Raw genomic sequence first — 25512 nt, 5'->3', positions numbered from 1 at the left:
TATTACATCTTGTCAATGGCCTTGTAGAAGATATTTCATTGGCTATGTATATTGCAGGGAAAATAAAAAATTGGTTGATTCAGTAGGCCCTTCTTTACTAGCTTATCATTTCAAATTAATGTAATATCCAAGTCATACCTGTTGCTTTTTTATAAAGAAATAAATGCAACAATTTTGTCGGCAGATCAGTAAGTCTCTTTACCCTATCAAAAATTATCAGGGTTTAAACATTTTTAGTATAAATAATTTTAACGATGAGCAACCAAGCACAAAACATTACGTCTTCGCCAGATTACAAACGTATTTATATAGACATTATCACCAGGAAATATCCTGAAAAAATGCGACTATGCAACCCTATATTGTCGAAAAAAAAATTATCATTTTTAGATATCATCAGGCTCAACAATTTACTTTTCAATAAAGACTGCCGGAAAAGAACTTTGTTTAATCAGCAGCACAGATCCTATGATCCACTGGCGATCAGTCAGATATTGGAGTATCAGGTTAATAATAAGCTTAATAATTCTCAATTAGCCACACATTTCAAACTAAGCCGGAATACCATTGCAAAATGGAAAAAACAAAAAGATCTTTTCTAAATCTTAAATTTTTGCACTCTACAAACTTTTATTTAAAATTTTAACCATCAAAAAATAGTTATGAACACAAAATTTTTATTTATTGTAATGGGGCTGATAAGCTCGGTTATTTATGGACAGGTTGGGATAAATACAGAAGACCCAAAAGCTTCACTGGATGTCAACGGAAACGTCAGAATACGGACAGCCACTGTTTTACCTTCAGCACAGGATGTAAAAGTCATGGTGCTCGATGATGAAAATGTGGTGAATACAACAGACCTGAACAACATTTTTGAAAGGGCACCCACAGCAAATACCATTATAAAAGGAACCGGTGGAACCGGATTTTCCGTTCTTTCCCTGAGTCTCTTGAATGGTTGGCAAAAAGTTTCTTTTCCCACTCTTGAAATTGACGAAGGCCTGAATTTTAACACATCAACACAAGAATTTACAGCCCTGGAAAAAGGAATTTACCATATTTATTTTAATATAGAAATGGCATCTTTACTGTCGGCCTCCACTTTGGGAGCAGGAATTTTTAAGATAAAATCCGGAACCAATACAGCTGTTTTAATTTCCGAAGAATCTTTCCTGAATGTAAGTGTTTTATCCATAAACGTCTCTTCGCCTGTAAGAAAAACGCAAACCATCGTAAAGCTGGATGCAGGAGATAAAATTGTTTTTGGAATAAAAATTCCTTTAGCGGATATAAGCTTATTTAATAATTCTAAAGCGACTTTTACAATCTGGCGAATGAAGTAATACAATCAACCCGGCTTGCATCATTGTGTAATTTAAAATAGACAATTTTTACAGGAAATTTTAATTGTCAATCATTAAATTTTACACTTCATGTAAAGCCGGTTTGATTGTATTTAAATTCCATGAGTTTTCATATTAGTGATAATGACATTTGAAATGATGCATCCAGCTCTTACATTCCTATTTCGAAAAGACATAAATTAAATTCAGATTTGAAATTTAACTGATATATCTGTTTGATTTAAAGTGTTTTAATTTTATGTAATAGCTGTGTAATATCTTCACTTTTGTGTGAATAATAAATTAAATGGTATACTTGTGATGTCAGTGATACGATAAAAGTGATGTATTCTGTTACAGAGGCTTTTATGAAACTGGAAGTGCTTCATCAGCACGGCTTTCCTCAGACTAATTAGTAAATATATAGTTGATTAATCAACCCAAAACAATCAAACCAAACAAAGATCATTATGAAAAACAAATTAATTTTTGCAATTTTTATTCCGCTTCTGGTAAGTGGTGTTTGCGTAAATGCCCAACGGTTTATCGACCAAAGAATTACTATTGAGAATGGAAGATCATCTCTCATTACATTCAAACCCGGGTCAGCGGCCAAAGATTTGGCTGCATCCGATAACGAAAAATTCTTTTCAGAAATTTTTAGTCTTCCTTTGGGTTCTAAAATGGTTAAAACCAAGTCGGCAAAACTATTTTCCGATTTTGCTGATGAAAAGTATCAGCTTTACCACAACGGGCTCAAAGTAGAATTTGCCAATTATACACTGCATTATATAAAAGGCAATCTGGTAAGCATGAATGGCGAAATGTACGATACCAGCGACGTAAATACACAACCCGATATTACAGAATCCGAAGCTCTTAATAATGCCGTAAAGTATGCCGGAGTAAAGGTTTTAATGTCTAAAACCCAACACGGAAAAGAAATTGGTTATCAGCCAAAAGGTGAACTTCTTTTAATTCCTGTGCAAACAGCCGGTGATCATTATAGGCTTTTATTGTCTTATAAATTTGATGTTTTTTCTGCTGAACCTTTCCTGAGATCCTATATTTATGTAGATGCAAAATCAGGAGAGATATTGCTTGATAATCCGATCATGAAACATGCAGGAGATCATGCCCACGAAAAAGAATTGGAAAATCTTCCGATGATTGGGGCAGAAAATCAGCCAAAACAAGATTTACCTTCCATTTTCATAACCGGAAATGCCAGTACAAGATACAGCGGACTGAAATCTATCGAGACATCCCTGGTAAATAATAAATATGTACTGAAAGACGATACAAGAGGAGGTGGAGTAAATACCTATAACAATAATAATGGATTTTACACCAATCTTGTAAAAACGAATATCAGCGATACGGATAATAACTGGACGACTGCAGAACATTCTGCCAACGGAAATGACGTTGCTCTGGATGTACACTGGGGTGTAGAAAAAACATATGATTATTTCAAAAATACATTCAATAGAAACAGCTATGATAATCAGGGTGCTGTTCTTGAAAGTTACATCCATGTACAGGATCCTCAGGCTCCGGGTTCTTACGCAAATGCTGCCTGGACGGGAAGTGAAATGATATACGGAGATGGTAATGGTACCTTCAAACCGCTTACTGCGTTTGATGTTACTGCCCACGAATTGGGACATGCCATCTGTCAGGAAGAAGCCGGATTGGTATATCAGAAAGAGCCGGGAGCCATTAATGAAGGGCTTTCCGATATTTGGGGAGCCGTGGTAGAAAATACATTTGCCCCTGAAAAGCAAAACTTTACCATAGGAGAAGATATAGTGAAGGTTTCACCGTATTATTTAAGATCTATGAGCAATCCCAATTCCGGTTTGTCCAGCCAGCCGGACACGTATAAAGGCACTTTCTGGAAAAATGCAAGCAGTACGTGTATTCCAAACAATAATCCAAATAGCCCCGGTTATAACGATTCCTGCGGTGTTCATTACAACAGCGGTGTACTGAATCATTGGTTTTACCTTCTGGTAATGGGAGGTTCCGGTACCAATGATATCGGCAGCAGCTATAATGTTTCAGGAATAGGGTTTGAAAAGGCTGCGAAAATCGTTTACCGTATCGAAACATCATATCTTTCAGCAAATTCGACTTATAGTGACCTTACAGCTTACGGAATTCTTGCTGTAAAAGATCTTTATGGGGTAGATTCGCCGGAGCATATAGCTACTCAGAATGCATTTTATGCAGTAGGATTAGGACAGGCATATGCAGGAGGAGGAAACCCGGTGACCGATACGCAGGCACCGACAGCTCCTCAGTTATCCGCATCTTCCACGACTCAGAATTCTACGGTATTATCATGGAACGGAGCTACGGATAATGTAGCGGTAGCAAGCTATGATGTCTATAGAGGGATCACTTTATTAGGAACTACTTCGGCAAGTACTTATACCGCGACAGGTTTATCACCCGCAACTTCCTACAGCTTTACTGTAAAGGCAAAAGATGCAGCGGGAAATATCTCTGTCGCAAGCAATGCCGTGAACGTAACAACCCAGGCCGCGGGAACAGGAGTAAGCTACTGTTCATTATCAGCCAGCTCTGCAGCAGATGAAAATATCGGCAATGTGAAATTTGCAAACATCAATAACAGTTCTACAGGTATAGCAGGATATGAAAACTTTACGTCCATCATCGGAAATGTAGTAAAAGGTACAACTTACCCTCTTACGATTACGCCAAACTGGCCGCTGATAAAATTTAGTGAAGCATACGCTGTTTATATAGATTTCAATGGAGATGGAGACTTTACGGATGGTGGAGAATTAGCATGGTCGAAAGCAGGAAGTACGACATCTCCCGTTACAGGAAATATAACGATTCCGGCTACGGCTGTTACCGGAAATGTAAGAATGAGAGTGATCCTGAAGTATAATTCGGTGCCGACTTCACCATGTGGAACGATTTCTTACGGACAGGTAGAAGATTATACATTAAAAATAACTTCAGCGGGAGCTTTCAATAGCTTAATTAGTGAGGTTTCAGGAGGTACCAAAGCAATCAGCATTTATCCTAATCCGGTAAAAGATGTGATTAAAATTAATTCATCTTCTGATTCAGAATTTAAATATCAGCTAATTGATGTACTTGGAAAAGTAGTGCTTTCCGGAGAAACAAGCGCTCAAACGATCAACGTAGAATCGCTGCTTGAAGGAGTTTACATTCTGTCACTGGACAATGGAAAAGAAAAAGTGACCCAAAAAATTATTAAAAAGTAACTTTTTTTTGGATATTTTTTATTAATTAATTTACAATGACAGCCGTGAAATCTACTTCACGGCTATTTTTATGACAAAGAATGTATTCTGCTGTTGTTGATATTTTTCATCCAGATATAGAGGTCTTCATCTGAGGAGATATTTAATTTTTTTCTCAGTCTGTTTTTCCTGGTTTGTACGGATTCGGGTTTTACGAAAGTATATTCGGCGATATCTTTAGATGAAAAATTGAGAAATAATAAAGCACAGAATTTCAGTTCGCTGGCCAGGAGCAGAGGTTCTATCTCTAATAATCTTGGAAAAATATTGGGATATACTTCCTGAAATCTGGTGAGAAATTCAGGGTCGTTTTTTTTGGCTAATTGTACGACTTCATTAAATGCTGCATTCACTTTTTGACTTAATATCATGGTTTCAAACTCTTTTTCCATGACAATTTTTCTTTCCCTGCGGATTTTCCCGAAAAGAACGAGAAAAAACATAATGACGATCACCGCTGTGGCATACAAAAAGTACATGAAGTAGCGGGTTTTAGAATTAATTTCATTCTCTTTCTGTGTTACAAGTTCCTGTACCGTGCTTTCTATGGCGGGTGGTGAAAGGCTGGTTAAGGTATCAGTAATGGCGTCAAATTTTTTAAGATAAATGGTGGCAGAATCCGGATTTCCGTTTTTGCTGTAAGCTTTTGAAAGCGATTGATAAAGATCTCTTAAAGCGACAATGTTTTTAGTTTCTTGCACAAGTTTTACGGATTTTGCATAATTCCTGACGGCCTGCTGATAATTTCCGGTCTCTTCACAGACTTTACCTTTGGCAAGAAAGAGTTTAAAATTATAATTTCCGGGTAATTTTTCTGCGCAGTTTTCCAATTGTTTAAGGTATATTTTAGCAGAATCTATTTTTTTCTCATCGATTTTCAGTTCTATCAAGGTCAGTTTTCCCCAAGCCAGGATTACTTTTAATCTTGGGGTAAGTTTCCGGCAATTTTGTAATGCATTGATTCCCTTTTTTATATAAATCGTGGCAGAATCAAACTGTTTTTTTTCCTGATGAATAAGCCCGATATCGATGTAAGAGGAAGTCTTTGCCTGCAATCTTACAGAATCTATGGGGGCATCATCCGACAACAGGGCAATTTCCCTGAGTTCGGAAATAGCTTGCTGATATAACCCGACAGAGATATAATTGTAACTGAAAAGTCTTTTTATCCTCAATTGTGAGGTAAAATCGTTTTGTGCAAACTCTTCTTTTCTTGCCAATTTTAGATATTCCATGCTTTTCTTGTAATTTCCTGCAAAAAAAAGGCTGTAAGAAAGATTTAAATATCCTAATGCAATGCCACGGGAATATTTGATAAGTTTCGAATGCTTTAATAGGAGGGTGTTTCCTTTGATATACTGATCAGATTTTCCTTCTCTGCCCAGAGTTTCAATTTTTTTGATTTGCGAATCAATATACCGAGGCGTAATTTTTTGTTGTGCCAATAAAAAGAGGGGAAATAAAAAAAATAGGATTTTCATAATATGCTAAATCAATATAAGCTGAGTATTAATTTTTAATTAAAATGCTGATATTTCCGGCAAAATATGGTGCTGATAATTCTCTTTTGTTGCCAGTGGTTTTTCAATGGTACGATGATAAATACGATACAATTAAAAACAATGATAAGAGTTTGAGTACAGACAGTAATAGGGAACAGGTATTACATAGCTATGACTTCAGGAGTCATAAAAAGTCGCTGAAGCAGCCAATACAGTTATTTTCAGAAGTTAATTGAAAAATTTAACTGGATTTTCTTTAAAACATATTCTGGTCTATGTATCCGTGAGTTGCAAATACAATGCAGAACGATCGTTCTGCATTATTTTTTTAAGGACATTTGTGTGTTTAGAATCATTTTTTTTCTGACTCAATTATATCTTGCTGAGGGAGATTAATTATTATAGACCAATACCTGCATTTTGCTGAGCATTGCTTCGGTATCTCCATTATATCCTGAATAGCCGGTAGGATCAAAATTTACAATCTGCTGGTCTTTCCATGGAGTGTACCTTACTTTAAAAGTATATGTTCCCGCTGCTAAGGTTACAGATTTTAAGAAAGTTACCGGTGCAGGTACTGCATCCAGATCTCCGAAATCCCCCGAAGCGGTGAAAGCAGATGAGATTTTTACATTGTTTTGTACCAGACTGAATACTCCTTGTGTAGCTTCTCCGTCAGTTACTGTAGATCGAATGGCATATCCGATAATGGTAAATAAAAGAGTCTGTGTTTTACCGGCAGGTACTGTAATGGTAAGGGTAAGCCCGGGAACATCACCTGTATCTCCTTGATTAATAGTTAAGTCATCATTGCCTTGTACATAATACGCAGCAGCGATTGTTCCTTTTAATTCGTTAGAAGAATTCCAAACCGGGGCTGTACCTGGTCCTGTTGAGGCTAGAATCTGCCCTGAGGTACCTGCGCTGCCTGCTGTAGAAGCATTTCCTCCAACACTCAATTCGTTGGTTACCTGCAGCGAACCATTCACGTGGAGCATTTTTTTTGGGGTGGGTGTATTAATACCTACTTGTGAATAAGAAAGAATCGGAAATGAAATTGATAATAAAAATAATAAATTTTTCATGCTATATTTTTTTTAAAATTATTTGTGTATTTAATCAGGCTGATAAACTTGCCCGTGAATAGTGAATTATTCGATGGCAATATTAATTACTAGATCGCCTTAAAAAAGAATTTCATTGTATTACATAGATATGACATGTGTTTAATTATTTGAATTTCAGAATGTTGTAAATTGATTTAGAAAACTGAATCAAGTTTTTAAAACTTAATTTTTTATTGGCTCGAAGTAAATGGTGTTAAAATAATATGGATTCAAATGAAAACAGTGGGTAATTTTTTTTAAGAAAAAGGAAGATTTCTGAAAAATCAGTCATCATGAAAAAATTCTCATTTTTTAAAAGATTGAATTAAGAAAAATGAAACATAATTTTTGAAAATGAAATATATCTTTCAGAATTGATCTGATTTTAATGGAAAATATGTTTAAAATACTGCTTATTATAATTAATTTAGTAAGAAATATTTGTGATGAAATTTATTCTTGTATTTTTTTCTGTTTTTTTATTCGCACAGCAAAAAATAACATCCGAAAATATTGAAGGAAGATTAAAAGAGGCCGAAATATTGATGATTTCCGGTAAAGCAGATGAATTTATTAAAGCCAATCTATCCATTCTAGAAGATTCAAAGTCTATAAGTTACTCTCAGGGTAATGCCAAAGTATGTCTTAACCTGGCTTATGTTTTCAACAGGCTTAATCAATATGAAAAAAGTATTCGTTACTTAAAAATGATGGAAGCTGAAAATGATTATAAATCTGCAGATGAGTTTAACCGTATCAGTACCAATGTGTTATATAGTAATAACTATTTTGGAATTAAAATGTATGATGAAGCCATTACCAAGCTTAAAGAAAATATCAGGCTATCTGAAAATGTAACCGTAGATTCTACAAGAAGATATATCAAAACTTTAGGCCTGATAGACATGGCGACAAATTATACCGAAAAAAAACGGTATGATTCGGCTACACTTTGTGTCTATAAAGCAATTCAGGAGCTTAAAGGTCAAAAAATAAAGAATACCTGTCTTGGAGTAAATCTGAAAATAGCATTATTGAATTTGGCAGGAATAAAATTCAAAGAAAATAAAGTCGATTCTACAGAATATTACGTCAAGGCAAGCCGGGCATTACCGGTAGATCTTGGGTATAATGAGTTTGTCGTGTATAAGCTTTTGGGACAGATCAACAGCTCAAAGAAAAACTATGATTCTGCAATTATCAACTATAAAAAAGGAATAGAGCTTGCTCAGAAAGCAAAAAACTCCAGAAAATTATCAGAGTTGTATTCTCTGATTTCCGATGCTTACAGTAAAAAGAAAGAATTCGGCAATGAAAAAGCATACCTGAATAAGTTTGTCAAGCTTAATGACAGCATACGTGAGACTGAAGCTTCTAACCTGAACGAGACCATAAAACTTCTTGTGAAGGATAAACAAAAACCTCTGGAAGAGAAAAACAGATATTTACTTTATGCTATTATTCTGGGAGCTATAGGTCTGGTTGTTATTGTTTTATTTGTTGCTAAAAAAATAGGCAAAAAAAATAAAGTGTTGCATATAAAAAATGAGGAAAATAAAATTCTTAATAGAAAAATAAACGAAGCTTTTGAAGACGTCGTACAGCTTGCAAAAAATAACGATCCGGAGTTTTCTGCCAGATTTCAGGAAGTATATCCCGATTTTTTTCCAAAACTATTGCAAAAAGAACCCCAGCTGCTTACCAGCGAGCTAAAATTCTGTGCTTTATTATTTCTCAATTTTTCCACTAAAGATATCGCAGAGTACACATTTGTACAGCCGCAATCTGTACAAACAAGGAAAAACAGACTGAGAAAAAAGCTTAATATTTCGTCAGAAGAAGATATTTATATCTGGATGAAAAATATCATCAGATGAAAATTTTCAACAGCCAACCCTTATTTCAACAGGTTTTTTTTAACTGTTATAGCTGTGTCATACCTGATTTTTTTGTAGAAGGCAAGAAATGCTACAAATTTGCATCGCAATATTCCCGTAGCAGCACAGTTTTAATATTTTTTCATTTCAGGGTAAACAGGGTAAAATATTGTGGCCGAAGTTTTCAAAAACTTCGGCCTTTTACAATACATTTTAAACTTAGCATACTTAAATTAAATCCCCTTTTTGCAATGAATTGGGAACAATCTTCTTTCTCATCATTCGTAAAATATTGATTGTAGAAAAAAGGGGAATAATTGTATCGTAAGTTTATATTTTTAATTCTGGAATTTTACAAAATCAAGGTAAAAAGCAGGGTTGCCTATATTAAAACCTGTTGGTACAACCGCATTAGTTTTTACAGCTACAATAGAATAAGTACCGGGAGTAGAAAAATAAAGTACTCGGTTTTGATCCCTTGGTGACATCATTTGAACATCTGCAACGTTACAGTAAGTCCTCCATATCTCACCTACACCATCAATATAAAATCCATAATCGTTACAGCCTGATTGTATTGTCACCCCACAACGGAAGAAATACCATCCTTTTGCCGGAATTGTCACTGAAATTCCTGTTTGAAGAAGGCCTCCTGGACTTGCCGTAAAAGGATTAACTAATGTTCCTGTATAAGAGGTCCAATTATTCGCAAATGCTGTTGTAACCGTAGATGACCATGTCGCTAAACCATTGGCATCACTCGTAAGGACATAACCAAATTGCTGTGTTCCGTCTTTAATTTGTAAAGCTCCGTTTGTGGTACCGTTATCGATAACAAGCTTAGAGTTTGAAGCTCCTGCAGGAACCGTGTTTGTACCTACCAAAACTTTTCCTGTTCCGTTGACACTCAGGTTATTTCCTGCGGTATCAATATTGGTAGCCTGGGAAAGTGTACCGCCCAATCTCACATCCGTTCCGGAAAGGGTAGTACCGTTGCTTGCTGTGATGTTATTGGTTGTCGAAGTGGAACCTGTTGATACTAATTCCCAAGTAGGGTTAGCTCCCGTAAGACCAGTATTGATCAATTGTACACTCTGATTGGCTGGTACAGAAATACTTGCATTTCCATTGATGGTTTCAGGTGCTGCAGAGTTTACGGTTATGGTAAAATTGGTATTATTCTTAATTGTATACAATCGTCCCTTGAAATTTCCGTTTCCGCTGATGGCTGCAGGAAGGTTGAACGTCGCATTGGCCGTCCCGTTGTACGAAACATGGAAATCTGTTGCAGTCAGGTTATAAAGTGCCGCCGTTACAGCGTTGTACTTTGCGGCCACAGATCCGTTGATATCCATTGTAGATCCGGGATTTGCGGTATTCACTCCTATGTTTCCCGCTTGTGCAAAGGCAATAGAAGAACTCAGCAGTGCCACAGCCTGCCATACTTTAGTAAAATTTTTAGACATTTGTTTTTTGTTTTTAATAGCTTAGACTTTCATTCAAAAAGATCATTTAAATTCAATTGAAATGCATGAATTTTAAATTGCTGATTTTTAGTTTATATTAAACTTTTATTGCTAATTTATTGCAGTATTAACAAATATTAATGTTTGTTATTTAATGGTAATGTAAAATTATAGAAATTATTCTACAGAGAATAATCTATTTTGTAGAATAAAATAAAGAACCGTGTAGAAAAAATTCTACACAATGTGAATTATGTTGTAGAAGTAATTACGCCATATAAGTATGGTAAAGTTTGATAAGATCTGCGATATTATTGGTTTTAAGTTTTTTGTGGATTCTCTTTTTGTAAGTACTGATGGTCGGCATCTGGATTCCCATTTTATTTGAAATCTCAAGATTGCCATAGCCCTTCACCATTAGGTTGAAAATCTCATATTCTCTCTCAGACAAATTTTTAATAAGATCCATCGGCGATTCGTTGAAAAGCTGGCTTACAATACTGGAAGGGTAGTAATATCCGTCGGAAAAGACCTTGTTCACAGCGTCGGATATTTCTTCGGATTTACTCAGTTTGCTGACGTATCCGTTTGCGCCTTCCTTGATGTACTGTACGGCAATTTCCTCCTCATAAGCAGAAAATATCAGGATTTTGATGTCCGGATCAATAGCCCTGATTTCGGAGATCATTTTTTTATTTTTACTTTCCGGCATATTGATGTCCAGGATGACGAGATCGTATTTTTTTACTGCGATTTTTTCCAGTGTTTCGGGGTAGTCTTCCGCCTGATCTATCACTGCATTCTGAACTCTGGATTCCAGAATTATACTTGTTCCTACGAGTACGATATCATGATCGTCGGCAATAAGAATGTTTTTAATCATCTTTTTTTATTTGTTAAAATCAGTCGGAAAGAAGTTCCCTTGCTGTGGTTTTTTGTAAAAATTATTTTCCCTTCGATCATCTGAAGCAGCTGCAGCACAAGGTGAAGCCCCATTCCGTATTTTTGTAATAATAGCTTTTCGTTTTCGATATTATCCTGAAGTTTTGTGTAATATTCTATTTTCTTGTCGTCCATACCAATTCCGGTATCTGTAATTAATAGGTTAATATTTTCACCTTCAACATGACTTTCGATGGTGATGATTCCGTTTTCTGTATATTTTACAGAATTATCCATCAGATTGTGAACGATCGCAGACAGGATATTTTTGCTGATGTTGATCAATAAAGCCCGGTCTGCATGGTTGCGGATGACGGTATTCTTCTTCTCAGCTATTTCATTAAAAAGTATTCTTTTCTCTTCTATCAGTTGATACAGCGAATAAATTTCCTTTTCATCTGATCTGTGATGGGTGTATATATCGGCATATTCTTTTAACGTAATGGTAAAATTATACAATTGATCCGAAGATTTATAGATCGAGTTCAGGATTTTTTCAGCACGCGGCGTCGAAAGATCATGGGTGTCCAAAATTTCTTTTGCGGTCATAGCAATGAATTTCACCGGCGTGGTAATGTCATGGGTAATCGTACCGATGAGTTTTTTTTGCTGCTCGACCTCTTTATGAAGTTTTATTTTTGTGATTTCTAATTTATCAACCGTGTCCGAAAGGGTTTTGGTACGGGATTTTACAATTTCTTCCAGTTCATGGTTCTTCTTTTTCAGAAAGCTTATTCTCCATCGGATCAGCAAATAGACCAGCAATAATGAAATGGAAAGGGTAAATATTTTAAACCATAATGTCTGATAAAAATAAGGCGGAATAATGACATTAATCTTTTTATAAATAAATTTTCCACTGTCGGAAACCAGCATTTTTACAACAAAAGTATGGTTGCCATAGCCCAGATTCGAGATAGAAAATTTTCCGTCTTTCCCGATGGGTTCCCATTTTGCATTGGTCATTCTGTCGAGTTTCGCTTCTATCACAAGATTGTCCGGATTAGAATAATAAGGCACATCAATGAAAATATCCACCCGGCTGAATTCCTGTTCCAAATATAAATTTTCTTTAAAATACTGCAGTTTATTATCAATTGAAGCCCTTTCGATATACATATTTTTGGGGTAGTAGGTATTTACTTTTAATGGATTAAAGAAAACCAGCCCGTTTAATGAAGGCAATACAAAATCTCCATTGGCCAATTGGCTTCCGCAGAGGTTACTTCCACCATTGAATTCATTGGTATTAAAACCTGAATCTTTGGCAAAACGGTAATAATCGACCCTCGATTTTCTGTTTCGGGCATATTGCAAAAGTTGCCTCTCAGGAACTTTATACAGCCCGTTGTTGGTGGGAATCCAGAAAAATCCTTTCGAATCTTCCAAAATTCCGTGTGCCGAAGAAATATTATTGTTTACATCCAAAGGCATTTTAACAAGGTGATTGTTTTTCAACAGAAAAAGTCCTTTTCCTAAGGCCATTACCCAAATATTTCCATCTTTTGATTTAATAATATTTCGGATGAGCAATTCATCTTTCCCCGTCAGATCGTAGATCGTATTGGTTTTTAAGGAGATCTTATACAGACCTTTTATGGTTCCGACGATGATGTGATTTTGATCCAGTCTTACAAATTTTGTCGGTTCAGAGTTGATAAAAACTTTTTTCCCCGGAAATCGGAAAGATTTGTCTTTATAGATCGTAAGAAAGGTGTTGAACCGGGGTGTTTTATCATTTTTAAATTCCTGAAGCAATCCGTAATACCGATGATCATCGAAGAAGAAATCAGACAACTCAATGTCTTTTATAGGAATAGCATGGGTGAAGGAAGATGTTTTTTGATAGACCATTACCTCATCAGTCTTTTGTGTCATGATATTTCCGGAATGATCATAGCTTAAAAAGTATGAACTTGTATTTTTAAAATGCTTATTATCTACCATACCGTTCCGGTCATAGATTTCCCCAAAAGTAGTAATGACGGAAGAACTGTTATAAGGAAGAAGAGCATAAAAATTGGATTCGGGTTCTGAAGGCGGTCTGCTGACCGTCGTAAAATCGGGTAAGCTGATGATCTGCAAGCCGTCTATGCTGCTCCCGAGATAGAATTTTTTGTAAGATTTGTCATAATAAGCGCTGATGAAATTTTCATCCTTTACTTTATCAAGTTTAAAAAGTCTGGATACTTTTAATTCTCCATTTTCATAATCACAGGTATACATGGTGCTTTTATTCATGATAAAAACCTGATTATTCGCCTGGCTCCAAAGGATTTTGCTGTGAGGATCGGTCAGTAGTGGAATCTGATAAGAACCGGTAATTTTCCCTTTTTCTATTTTTACCACTTTTTTCGATTGAATATCTCTGTAAAAGAGTATTTCATTAAGCGCAAAAACCTGCGGAACAGCGTTAAGAAGCGGTTTGATGGGTAAATTTATCTCTCCCTTTGAGCCGAAATGGGTATATCCTAAACCCGTATCCGTTAAATAATATCTCCCTTTTTTAAAATTCATGAAAAATTTTACACCCGCAGTAGCGCCACCACTATAATTGGTGCAATACAGAAGATGTCCGCTGTTGTCCTTAATAAGAAATAAGGTGTTTTTTGCAATTTTTGTAACCTTTGGAAGTTTATCGTGCAATAAGATCGTTTTTCCGTAATCGCCGGTTGTATAGACACTGTCTTTTTCCGGATGTCCATAAAAATAGGTAAACCGCTGGCTGGTAAGAGGAAAATTTTTGTAGACTAAAAAATTGGTACCGTCATATCTTACAATCCCGTTTTCGGTGGTCATCCATATAAAGCCGTATTTATCTTTTATGATATCTTTTACGCTGTTTTGAGGAAGCCCGTTATCAGTATTAAAAAACTGAATGCTAAGCTTTTGACTGCGAACGGTAAAAAAAACAACAATAAAGAATATAAACAGTATATTTTTTTGCAAATCTTATTTTTTTAGCAAATATATTAATGAATATAGAAAAATAAAGGCTAAATATTAATTTAAAAAGAATATAAATGCTTAAAAAATTTTCACCCCGATTTAAATATAGTAAAAATTGGAGTTAATTTTCAACCTTGCGCCACCATTTCCACGAATAAAAGCAATGCGACAAGCTTTTTGGATGATTTATATTCTGGGTTTAATTGTTCACGGATTTCGCTTAATGTTTTACTTAATTTATTACTTACCGTTTTATTGCTTATTCCCAGGGCTTCAGCCGTTTCATTGACCGACATATTTTTACGGATTCTCATGTCATATACTTTCTGCTCCGTCGTGGAAAGCTGGGAAACTACCTGATCGATCATAGTAAACAAAGCTGAAATTTCACTTTCCTCCAGAATTTCAAAGTACTCCGTGTCGATCATATCAACCGGGTCTTCCGAGTCATCGATATTGATATTGGAAGAGGTTATTTTAGAACTGTTATAATAATCGAGAACCCTATAGTGAAGGTATCGCAGCAGGTAGCCTTTTGCGGTTTCCTGTTCATCGGTTTGTATACTTTCCGTATTCTCAAGGATTTTTACCCAAAGATTCTGCAGCAGCTCTTCCGCAACCTCCTTGTTCCTTGTTCTCACAAAAACAAAGCTGTACAAACTGTCCCAGTACCTTTCATACAGCGTCATAAAAGCAGTACGGTCGCCTGTTTTTATTTTCTTCAATAAAGTATAATCTGTCGGGTTCATGATGGTACAAAATTACCTAATGCAAAATTAACTTTTTGTGAACTTTAGCTCATTTAAAATTAATTATTTCTGAAAATCAGGGACGGAATATGAAGCCAATGTTGAGAAATGATGAAAATTATCCTGAAACTGTTAATGAGTTGGTTTTTATGTGAATAGAATGTTAAGAATGGTCCAGGGAAGTTTTCTTTTTTCACAGTCTTATAGATAGAACGATGAACTTACATTTTTAAAGTATTTTATGAAAAACCTAAAATATAAAGATATTGAAGCTTTTGTTTTCAGACTTTGGCAAAGAGAAGTTTCCGAAGAAAAAATTTCCGAAAAGGAAACGGAAGTTTTACAACAATGGAAAATTGAGGTAGAAAAAAACCTGGACAGAGACCATATGAGAGAATCCAAAAAAAGAGTTTTGTTTACTCTGGAGTCTTACTTTCCCCAGGCTGCCATCATCAGCCATCCCAACAGCTTTAGAAAGTATACCTACCAAATCGCAGCCTCTATATTGCTTCTCATGACCTTAGGAGGAGTTTTCACTTACCACACTTTCTTTAAGTCTGATGTTTACTTTGCAAAGTCTGGAAATCAAAGGGTTTTTCTGGCAGACGGTTCTTTAGTGACCTTATTTCCCGGCGCAGAATTGACCGTGGAAAAATCTTTTCCCGCCGATACCAGAGTGGTGGAGCTGAAAGGGGATGCCATTTTCACAGTAGCTAAATCAAAAAAACATCCTTTTATCGTAAAAGCGGATGGTTTCAGTACCAAAGTGTTGGGAACCGTTTTTAAAATTACCCAGTCAGGAAGAGAAAAAGCCGTGGATCTTTATGAAGGGAAAGTAGCGGTTTCCTACACCGGAGTTCCTGTGACTTATCTTAAACCTCATCAGAAATGGACGAATTTCGGGGTGAGTCGTACCGCAGCTATTATTTCATTTAAAATGGAAAATAAATCTAAAAAGTATTTGCCGTCTTTATTGTCTTTAAGCTTTAATGATGTGACGGTAAGGGAAGTAGCTGAAATTTTTCAGAAAAACTACAACATCAGCATTATTTATCCTAAAGAAGTGGCAGATAAAAAAATCACCGCCGATTTTACAGGTGGAAGCACGGATGAAAATATTGAAGCTCTCGCTTTCATACTCGGACTGGACGTGAAAAAGGAAAAAGAGACAACCTACATTCTTAAAAAATAAAACTAAGGGTAAAAACTAATAATCAGATTAAAAAAAATTTAATTAAAGAGCGTAAAATGAAAAGTTTGAAATGTGGTCTTACAGTCGCGGCAATTTTCTTTACTGTAGCAGCAGAAGCACAGGAATTGGTACAGAAAGTATCGTTTTCTGTGCCGGGAGGAAAACCGTTAATTGAAGCACTGGAAGAATTTGCCGGGAAAACCGGGATGCGGCTGGCTTATTCTAAAGCAGATATCAAGGAATTAAAAGTAAAAGGTGTAAAGTGTGATAATGTTCCTCTGAACAGCTGCCTGAAAGACCTTACAAATGGGCTGCCGGTAGTGTATCGCCTTCGTGGTGACCTTATTTCAATTAAATATGAAGGTTCCGGTGTTTCTGTCATGGGAAACGGTAAGATTTCCGGGAAAATTGTGGATGAGATCGGAAATCCTTTGACAGGTGCCGAAGTAAACGCAGCAGGAAGAAATGCAGTGACGGATAATAACGGAGATTTCGTCATAGAACTTCCATCCGGAGTATACACGCTGACCATAAAAGCACCTAAATACAATACATTACGCGTAGAAAAACTGGCGGTAAACAATAATGAAACCCGCACTGTTTCTTTTGCCATGAAATCTGTTTCAGACAACGTGGCAAGCATTAAAGAAGTGGTGATCACAGGAACCCGCAAAGCAGATACTCAGGCAGGATTACTGGCTCAACAAAAAAAAGCCGCGCAGATGAGTGACGGAATTTCCGCTGAACAGATTTCTAAAACACCTGATAACGACGTAGGAGGAACTTTAAAAAGAGTAACGGGAATTACCACAATTGATAATAAATACGTCGTAGTCCGTTCGATGGGGGAGCGTTGGAATACCGCCGCAATGGACGGGATCAATCTTCCGAGTACCGAAGCGTACAATCAGAATTTTTCATTTGATATTATCCCGACTTCAATGGTAGAAAGTGTGGTGGTAAGTAAAACTGCAACCCCCGACATGAACGCAAGTTTCGCCGGAGGATATGTGGAAGTAAGAACGAAAGATATTCCCAATGAGAATTTTACGACCGTTACTTTAGGAACTTCTTATAATGATATTTCTACTTTTAAAGAATTTCTGACCCGCAAAAGAGGAAGATATGATTATTTCGGATACGATGACGGAACAAGAGATTTCCCGATGGGTCTCAAGGCAATGAACTGGGAAAATCCTCTGTTTTTTGAGCAATCGAAGCAGTTTACCAATGATAATTTTACCAATTACCGCACTAAGGCAGATATGGGATCTAATATGCAGCTGGCTTTAGGAAGAACATTTAAACTTAAAAATAATAATAAATGGGGATTTGCAGGCGCTTTAGTCCTGAGAAACGAACAAAACAAGCTTCAGATCGACCATACAGGAAGGGGAAACTGGCTCGATACCACTTATCTTACCAGTCCTGAAGCAGAAGATTACCAAGAATCTCCCGTGAAATTTTACAATTTTAAAAATCAGGGGGCTTCATACACCTATAATTCGACGGTGGCAGGAATGATGAACTTTGGGCTTCAGCTGGGAAAAAACAGATTCTCGTTCAGGAATTCTTATACCCATATTTATGACAATACGGTAACAAGAATTACAGGCTGGAACGAATATTCAGGAGGAAGCGGTTTGCCGGCCAATGCAGAACTGGCCTACAATTATTTCTATTACGGAATTATCCCCAACAATGATCCCGAACAGATCAAAACATTAGACAGACCTTATACGGACAACGCCAATTATCCTGTTTATCAGACTCTTTTACAGAACAAACTGGAAGGAAACCATAAAATAGGAAATATAGATATCGACTGGTTTGCCGCAAGAACAAGCGTAGCATCCGATACCAAAGATTACACGCTGCATCAGACTTTCTATAATTTTATTGGAAATGAAACGATTGCCTATCATCAGGTAAACAATTCATCAAGTGATTTTGCAAGAGGGTTCATAGAAAACCGAGAGACAGATTATAATTACGGAGCTTCATTAAAATTTAGTTTAGATGCCGGAAATTTTAAAAATGATATAAAAATAGGATATGCAGGGGCATCAAAGAGTAATACCAACTTGCAGCAGAAATTTCTGTTGCGGGTAGATGAAAAAGTGGCCGGAACTAAAATTTTGCCCATGCCCGGAGCGCTTTCCGATTGGTTTGATGGTTCACATTATGTTCCCGGCGGGATAGGATGGCAGACGAGACCGCTTTATAGTGACGAGCAATACAAAGGAAAAGTTGAGCAGCATGCAGGATTTATCATGTTTGATAATCGATGGAAAAATAAGCTGAGATTGGTTTGGGGATTAAGGGCAGAGTATTTTCAATATGATTTGATTTCCCAGCAGGTCGACCCGAGTGATCCGCAAAATGTATACAAAACCGCTGTGGAAGATAAGCCCTGGCAATTTATGCCTTCTGCCAACTTTACGTATAGCCCGACCAATAAAATTAACGTGAGACTGGCTTACAACAGAATGGCGATTCGCCCGCAGTTTAATGAAAGAACGGGATTACCTTATTTCGATCCCATTGCCAACGGGTTGATTCATAATATGGAAATGGTTTCATCAATAGTCGACAATTACGATTTTAAATTTGAATGGTTTCCCGGCTTGGGAGAGATTTTTTCTGCAGGATTGTATTATAAAAACATCGACAGGCCGATTGAAAGGGAAGGCTATATTTCCAATGAAGGAAACTTACATCTCTACAACGGAAATTCTAAAAATGCAAAACTAAAAGGTTTTGAAGCTGAAGTAAGAAAGAATCTCGGTTTTATTGCAACGGATACTTTTCTTGAAAAGCTTTTTATCAGCGGAAATTTTACCTATAACGATACCAAAGTCATTGCTTTTAAAGACAAATCGGAAACAACAGATCAGGACGCAACCTACGAAGTAGACAGGCCGCTTTACGGGCAGACTCCGTATGCTTATAATTTAGGGTTAATGTATGATGGGGAAAGGTTGGGAATAAGCTTTTTATACAACGCAAAAGGCGATCAGTACATCACAGTAGGATATGGCTACAACGGGGAAGAAATACAAAGACCTTATGCAGTCGCAGATGCGCAGCTTTCATATAAATTTCTTAAAGACAGGAATTTAGAAGTGAAGCTGAATGCAAGAAACCTTTTCAACAGGGTAAAAGAGTTTTACAACAATTACAATTCCTATTCGGTGTCAAAAGGCGGAAATCTTCAGACAGAGCGGGAAATGCTCGAGCTTCTTCCCGGAGCTACCGATAAATATGACAAGAATATTGACAAGATCTTATTTCGAGCCTACAGCGGGAGAATATTCGGAGTAAGCGTAAACTATACTTTTTAAAAAATATTATAAAAAATAGAAAAGAGCTCAGTAATGCAACGTACAGGTTTCGGTATCCTGAAATGAATCAAAAACAATACTGATGATGCGCAACACAGTATGATTCCGGAAAAAACCGACGCCGATATTTCCCGAATGTCAGCAGAAAGTAAACAGGGAACTCTTCACTACAGCTCCTCATGTAAGGTTGAGTAAAAAACTAACCAAATCGCAGAAATACTGAGGCGGGTATTTCTAAATATTAAAAAAATCAGGTCTGGAAACATAAACAAAATGATCTGGTGATTCAAAACTTTTAACAATGAGAAAATTAACTTTAATCGCAGCTGCAGCTTTATCACTTACTGCTTGCCAACATGATTCTTTAGCAGATTCTTCAAACTCTTTCGACATGAAGTCTACTTCTGCAGAATATATTACAGCTTCTACACTTCCTGTAACGGTTGTAAACAGCGACATCACTTCAAACACAACATGGAGCGGTGTAGTAGAGCTTGACGGTAATATTGCTGTAAGAGACGGTGCTACTTTAACGATTCTTCCGGGAACATTCATCAAAGCTAAACCAAACGCTGATGGAGAAGGTAGAGGTGTTTTGATCATTACAAAAACAGGTCAGATCAACGCTACAGGTACAGAATCTCAGCCAATTATCTTTACAAGCTACAACTTATTAGACGGAAACGAAGATACGACTGCTGAAGCAGGAGATTTCGGAGGGGTGATTCTATTGGGAGATGCTCCTACAAACGTACCTACAACGACGACTGTAGAAGGTCTTCCTCAGAATTCTATGTTCTATTTTGGAGGAAGCAACTCTGCTCACAACGCCGGAACAATGAAATACGTTCGTATCGAGTTCGCAGGATATGATTTCGTAGGTGCTAATTCCGGAAACGAGGTGAATGCTTTGACATTGGCTGGTGTTGGAAGCGGTACTACGTTGGATCACATCCAGGTTTCTTACGGGCAGGACGATTCTTTCGAATTTTTCGGAGGAACTGTAAACGCTACAAATTTGGTTTCTTTCGCTGCGGAAGATGATAACTTCGATTTTGATAACGGATATACAGGGACAATTACTTGTGCATTGGCTTTGGCTGATTTCAATTCTGGGCACACTATAAGCGGACAGGTTTCTGATACAAACGGTATCGAGTTGGATAACAACGCTGGAGGTACTTCAACGCCATTGTTGACACACCCGGTAATCAATAACCTTACGATCGTAGGTACTCAGACGAACCAGTTGTACACATCACCGTCACCTTATACAGGACCAAAGTATGAAAACGGGATCCACATCAGAAGAAACGGAAAATTAACGTTAAATGATGCTGTAATTACAGGATATCCTACAGGAATCAGAGTAGAAGGTTCAGGATCTGAATTGTCTTCTGCATCTACATACAGCTCAATCAAAGTACACGGCTTTACGACTGCTGTTACAGGTTTGGGAACTTCAGGAATTCCTGCGGCAAACTTAGTGGTTTCAGCAACTGCTAATGCTTTCGGTATGTCTCAGCCATTCTACAACAATGGTGGTTGGAACGTATCTCCAAGAAACTGTGGAAACTTCCAGGGTACTTGGACGAAATATGACTTCTCAATTGTAGATTAATAATTAATAGCAGGGAGGGTGATTGCTTTCCCTGCTTTTACTTTTTTTTAAAATAAATTAATAATTAGTATTATGAAAAAAATAATTTTATTATCTGTTGTCCTTCTGTCACAGGCGATATTTGCACAATATCCTGTTTGGAGCAATTCTTTTGATACTGCTGCTGATCTTCAGGGATGGACGTTCCATGACCTGAACGGCAATGGAAACGGATGGGTACAGGGACAAAACATTTACCACAACGGTACTGCGCTTGCTTATGGTCCGTCGGGAGTTCTTCGCCACTCGATCAATCTTGTTCCTACGGGAAATGCTACGGGTTTTGCTACTGAAAACGACTGGATTATTTCGCCTCAAATCGATCTTACCAGCGCGGGAGGAACCCTTACACTGGCGGGATATATCGGAAGACAGAGGTCTACGCACGTTTTGGTAAGCAGAGATGTATATATTTTTGTAAGTACGCCTCAAAAGCAGGTTCCGGATTTATCAGATTTCCAGCAAATGGCTACAGAAGCACAAAATTCCAATGGAGCTGCGTACAGATTCAATGCGACTTCGGCTAATTTACCTGCGGATCTTAATCAGTATGCGGAATGTTTGATAGACATTTCAGCGTTTGCAGGAAAGAAAATCTATATTGGACTTTGGTCAAACAGAATCTCATCCGGAGCAGCATCCAATTCTCAAAATATTAATATTAATGAGATGACGATTTTCGCTTCAGTGTTAAAAACAAAAGACATAAAAGAAACAAAAAATCTTACCAGAATAATGGAAAATCCTGTAGCCAATTCTTTACAGCTGCAGCTTAATCCGAAATTAAAACAAAACAATACGACAGTGACGGTTTACAATGCTGCCGGACAAAAAATAATCAATACCAAATACTCAGGAAATATCAATGTTAGTGAGCTTTCAGCAGGAACTTATTTTGCTGAGGTAAGCGACGGTATTCTGACAGAAAGATTAAAATTCATTAAAAAATAATCATCATTAAACACAAGGATGTTTGTAAAAAAATTTCCATGAAAACTCTAAAAATAATGTAAGGCTTATAGCTTAAACATACAATCTGTGAAAACAGAAACATATCCGATTTAGTTTTTATAAAAATGATTGCCCTGCAGTTTAGGGTGGGGCAATTTTTAAATTTTATTATTTAAAATAATTTTAAATGAAAAAGATCATAGCAATGATACTGTTTGCGATACTATTTTCCTGTACAGACAACAGTACGATGGAGCGTTTTGATAAGGCTCAGCAAGCTGCGGAAGTCAATATAAAAGGATATTCCAAGCCGGATGTTCTGCAGTTGAGATTGAACGGAAAACCCATCGAAATCAATGGGAAAAATTCGTATACAGACAAAATAGAAACCCAGCTGATGTTTGTGCTCGATGAAGGCGAAACCGATGAATTGGGCATCTATAACAACGAAACAGGAACTCAAATTGCAAAATATACCATTACCTACAACAATTTTGAAGATTACAAAAACGTGTCTTTTTTCAATCTTCCGGGGATTTTTCTGCAGACTTATGCGATAAAACCTCAGGTGAATTTAGGAAAAGTCGGCTTCGAATTTATTTTCCCGAATCTCGGTGAGTTTTCCGGCACTTCGCTGGACGGCGTAAAAGGTGTTTTAAAAAGGGAAAACGGACTTGTCCTGGCAGAATTTGACAACATCGGGAAAAAGGATTTCACTTCCGTGAAAATCTATAATTTCTTTAGCACGACGGCTCCCGTTTATCTCGAATTATACAAGCCGGGAACCACAGAACCTTACACGGGATCGAATACTATCAAAGTAACTTTAAAGCAGGACATCGGAGCCAATATGATCGTGCTTCAGGAGAAAATGGAGAACGGAGTATGGGTCGTAAAAGGGGATATTGATATTGCAGATTATTTATAAAAGATGACAATTTATGAGGAACTTTTTTAATATTCAAATACTTGCGGTACTGTTTTTATCGGTTTTAATGATTTCCTGCAACCGTACAGACGACGAAATCCCGGATTTTCCCGAAGGAAGCACAGAAGCAGTGAATGTCTGGGTTCAGGACAGCATTAGGCGGTATTATTACTGGGCAGATCAGATGCCTGCAAAGCCCGATTATCATCTCCCGACAAAGGATTTTTTTAAAAGTTTACTGGCTCCTCAGGATCGTTTTTCTTTTATCGTAAATACAGCGGATTCTTCTTCCTATCCCCGTTCGGTGCGCAATATGTATGGTTTCGATTATACTGTTTTGCAGCTGGCAAATGGTGAAGTGGTAACGGTGATAAAATTAGTATTAAAAAACTCCCCCGCTATGAATGCCGGACTGGAAAGGGGAATGGTCATAAAAAAAATCAACGGAGTGGCCATTACAGCTTCCAATGCGGAAGAATTGACGGCTGCGATTCCGGATCAGACGGTTATTCAACTGACCGTTGGAAATTGGGAAAACGGCTCGATTATTAACGAAAAAAATATTACGGTCTACTACGGATATTCGCTTGACCAGCCCTTAATGTCCAAAATTTTCGAACAAAACAATAAAAAAACAGCCTATCTCTATATCTATGATTTTCCGGACGGAATGACCTCTGCTCTGAACCAGAAGTTTGCAGAATTCAAAACTGAAGGAGTTCAGGAGCTGATCCTGGATCTTCGGTACAATTACGGAGGTTCTGTTTCATCGTCGGCCGCGCTTTGTTCCTTGATTCCAGCAGGGATTTCTGCCAATTCGCCGTTCATCATTTACAAAGGAAACAAAAACGGGGGTGAAGTAAAAAGAACATTTTCCCAACAGATTTCCTATGATTCCAACGCGCTTGATTTCAGTGTTTTGCATGCTAATTCGTTAGGATTGAATAAAGTATACGTCATCACATCGAAAAGTACCGCTTCCGCTTCTGAAATTGTTATTAATAATTTAAAGCCTTATCTGCAGGTCATTCAGGTTGGTGATGCAACATTAGGAAAAGATATGGCCGGATTTGTGGTGGAAGACCGAAGAAAACCGAAGAAAATTACGTGGCAGATGCATCCTGTGATTTATAAAGTTTTCAATGCGAGCGGTGAAGGCAATTACACCAACGGGATTGCTCCTCAAATTCAGGTTAATGAATATTCTGCTTTGCCGCTGCGAACTCTGGGTGATCCCGATGAGGTTTTGCTTTCGTCGGTTTTACATCAAATTTATTCAAAATCAATATACAATGGAACACAGCCTCAGGATGTGAAAGTTTTATATCAAAGCGACAGTCCGTATATCGGTTTTTCAAATTAAGTTTAAATAAAATAGTAAGCAATGCAGGGAATAGAACCAAAATTTCATAACAGCCTTACGGAACGCATGGAATATTACAGGTATTTATTGCAAAAAACCACCGACGAATCAGACATTGAGTCTTGTGAGGTGATTGCGAAAGGTTCTGAATTGTGCGAGCTTTACGAAGATTATTTAAGCAATAAAAAGAAACTCCAGGAAAGCATCAAAAACTATAAGGATTTTCACGACGACCTCCGGAAAACATTGACTATAAAACTGCGGGATGTAAAGAAAAAAGCGAGAAATCAAACTAAATGAATAGTCTTTTGTGACTAAAAAATAAAATAAAAAATCCCCAGAAATTTCCGAGGATAAAAAACTAATAACCATGAAAACTCAAATTAACTATGAGTTGTTTTGTGTAATTAAAATATTGTGCCAATAATTCCCTGAGAGAAATTTATTAAGGTTATTTAAGAGTTTTTAAGAAAAAATAATAAAATTCGATCTTGGCATAATTTATTCTGTTGTATAAATAACTTAAAAATTTTAAAATCATGGCACATCAGAATTTTAAAAAAGAGGATTTTGTACAAGATCCATCCGGAGATTACAGAGTGGAATTTCGTGAAGGAAATATTGGCGAAGGTTCCGACCTGATCGTTGAAAGAAAAAAAGAAGACGGAGATTACGAAGTACTTTCAGCCGAGATCAAAAGACACAACAAAAGTATTTTTGTCTGCTGGAGCGAACCCTTTGACGGAAGAGTGATATTTGATGAATAAATTCGAATGATTTTTATTAAAGTTAAATTTGAATTAAAATTATTCTTTGTATTGAAATTAATTCT

General features: G+C 36.9%; 18 protein-coding genes. 12 read left to right on the top strand and 6 right to left on the bottom strand.

What is annotated here, in order from left to right:
- The first annotated feature begins 254 nt into the window (after positions 1–254).
- From BMX24_RS09255 to BMX24_RS09245, 3 genes are all read left to right on the top strand, one after another.
- Positions 255–602 (top strand): transposase, encoded by a 348-nt coding sequence (locus tag BMX24_RS09255; RefSeq protein ID WP_089791822.1) that lies wholly within the window; start codon positions 255–257, stop codon positions 600–602.
- Positions 603–662: 60 nt separating this feature from the next.
- Complete coding sequence (locus BMX24_RS09250) at positions 663–1346, top strand: hypothetical protein (RefSeq protein WP_089791820.1); 684 nt, start codon at positions 663–665, stop codon at positions 1344–1346.
- A gap of 470 nt (positions 1347–1816) precedes the next feature.
- Positions 1817–4612 carry a M4 family metallopeptidase gene (locus BMX24_RS09245; protein ID WP_089791818.1) on the top strand — a complete coding sequence of 932 codons (2796 nt, stop codon included), beginning with the start codon at positions 1817–1819 and terminating at the stop codon, positions 4610–4612.
- A gap of 68 nt (positions 4613–4680) precedes the next feature.
- Here the strand turns inward: BMX24_RS09245 and BMX24_RS09240 are convergent, their stop codons facing one another.
- Both BMX24_RS09240 and BMX24_RS09230 read right to left on the bottom strand, forming a co-directional pair.
- On the bottom strand, positions 4681–6132 hold the full coding sequence (locus BMX24_RS09240) for a tetratricopeptide repeat protein (protein WP_089791816.1): 1452 nt from the start codon (positions 6130–6132) through the stop codon (positions 4681–4683).
- A gap of 413 nt (positions 6133–6545) precedes the next feature.
- A complete protein-coding gene (locus BMX24_RS09230) occupies positions 6546–7238 on the bottom strand; it encodes a hypothetical protein (protein WP_089791812.1) in 693 nt (230 codons plus the stop codon).
- A 467-nt stretch (positions 7239–7705) separates the two neighbouring features.
- Between BMX24_RS09230 and BMX24_RS09225 the strand changes: the two genes are divergently transcribed.
- Positions 7706–9136: a tetratricopeptide repeat protein gene (locus tag BMX24_RS09225; RefSeq protein WP_089791810.1), complete on the top strand. Its 1431-nt coding sequence runs from the start codon at positions 7706–7708 to the stop codon at positions 9134–9136.
- Between the two features lie 338 nt (positions 9137–9474).
- Here BMX24_RS09225 and BMX24_RS09220 read toward each other — a convergent pair whose 3' ends face one another.
- The 4 genes from BMX24_RS09220 to BMX24_RS09205 form a co-directional block, all read right to left on the bottom strand.
- Entirely contained in the window at positions 9475–10602 is a 1128-nt protein-coding gene (locus BMX24_RS09220; protein ID WP_089791808.1) for a hypothetical protein, read from the bottom strand.
- A 268-nt stretch (positions 10603–10870) separates the two neighbouring features.
- A complete protein-coding gene (locus BMX24_RS09215; protein ID WP_089791806.1) occupies positions 10871–11485 on the bottom strand; it encodes a response regulator transcription factor in 615 nt (204 codons plus the stop codon).
- Positions 11482–14493, bottom strand: coding sequence for a sensor histidine kinase (locus BMX24_RS09210; protein WP_089791804.1), 3012 nt, complete (start codon positions 14491–14493; stop codon positions 11482–11484). Before BMX24_RS09210 ends, BMX24_RS09215 begins: the two co-directional genes overlap by 4 nt.
- Positions 14494–14621: 128 nt before the next feature.
- Entirely contained in the window at positions 14622–15242 is a 621-nt protein-coding gene (locus BMX24_RS09205) for an RNA polymerase sigma factor (protein WP_089791803.1), read from the bottom strand.
- A 241-nt stretch (positions 15243–15483) separates the two neighbouring features.
- Between BMX24_RS09205 and BMX24_RS09200 the strand changes: the two genes are divergently transcribed.
- The 8 genes from BMX24_RS09200 to BMX24_RS09165 all read left to right on the top strand — a co-directional run bounded on the left by BMX24_RS09200 (position 15484) and on the right by BMX24_RS09165 (position 25447).
- Positions 15484–16434 carry a FecR family protein gene (locus tag BMX24_RS09200; protein ID WP_089791801.1) on the top strand — a complete coding sequence of 317 codons (951 nt, stop codon included), beginning with the start codon at positions 15484–15486 and terminating at the stop codon, positions 16432–16434.
- Between the two features lie 56 nt (positions 16435–16490).
- The gene (locus tag BMX24_RS09195) at positions 16491–19778 is read left to right on the top strand and encodes a TonB-dependent receptor (protein WP_089791799.1); all 3288 of its coding nucleotides are present in this window, start codon (positions 16491–16493) and stop codon (positions 19776–19778) included.
- A gap of 301 nt (positions 19779–20079) precedes the next feature.
- Entirely contained in the window at positions 20080–21399 is a 1320-nt protein-coding gene (locus tag BMX24_RS09190) for a hypothetical protein (RefSeq protein ID WP_089791796.1), read from the top strand.
- Positions 21400–21471: 72 nt separating this feature from the next.
- Positions 21472–22389 carry a T9SS-dependent choice-of-anchor J family protein gene (locus BMX24_RS09185; protein WP_089791795.1) on the top strand — a complete coding sequence of 306 codons (918 nt, stop codon included), beginning with the start codon at positions 21472–21474 and terminating at the stop codon, positions 22387–22389.
- A gap of 187 nt (positions 22390–22576) precedes the next feature.
- Entirely contained in the window at positions 22577–23317 is a 741-nt protein-coding gene (locus BMX24_RS09180; RefSeq protein WP_228404761.1) for a hypothetical protein, read from the top strand.
- Between the two features lie 13 nt (positions 23318–23330).
- The gene (locus BMX24_RS09175; RefSeq protein ID WP_089791790.1) at positions 23331–24680 is read left to right on the top strand and encodes a S41 family peptidase; all 1350 of its coding nucleotides are present in this window, start codon (positions 23331–23333) and stop codon (positions 24678–24680) included.
- 21 nt (positions 24681–24701) lie between these two features.
- Positions 24702–24980: a hypothetical protein gene (locus BMX24_RS09170; protein ID WP_089791788.1), complete on the top strand. Its 279-nt coding sequence runs from the start codon at positions 24702–24704 to the stop codon at positions 24978–24980.
- 239 nt (positions 24981–25219) lie between these two features.
- Positions 25220–25447 (top strand): glutathione synthase, encoded by a 228-nt coding sequence (locus BMX24_RS09165; protein WP_089791787.1) that lies wholly within the window; start codon positions 25220–25222, stop codon positions 25445–25447.
- Positions 25448–25512 lie beyond the last annotated feature (65 nt).

It is taken from the genome of Chryseobacterium wanjuense (genome assembly GCF_900111495.1).
Lineage (GTDB): Bacteria > Bacteroidota > Bacteroidia > Flavobacteriales > Weeksellaceae > Chryseobacterium > Chryseobacterium wanjuense.
This window is presented reverse-complemented; position numbering and strand designations above follow the sequence as displayed.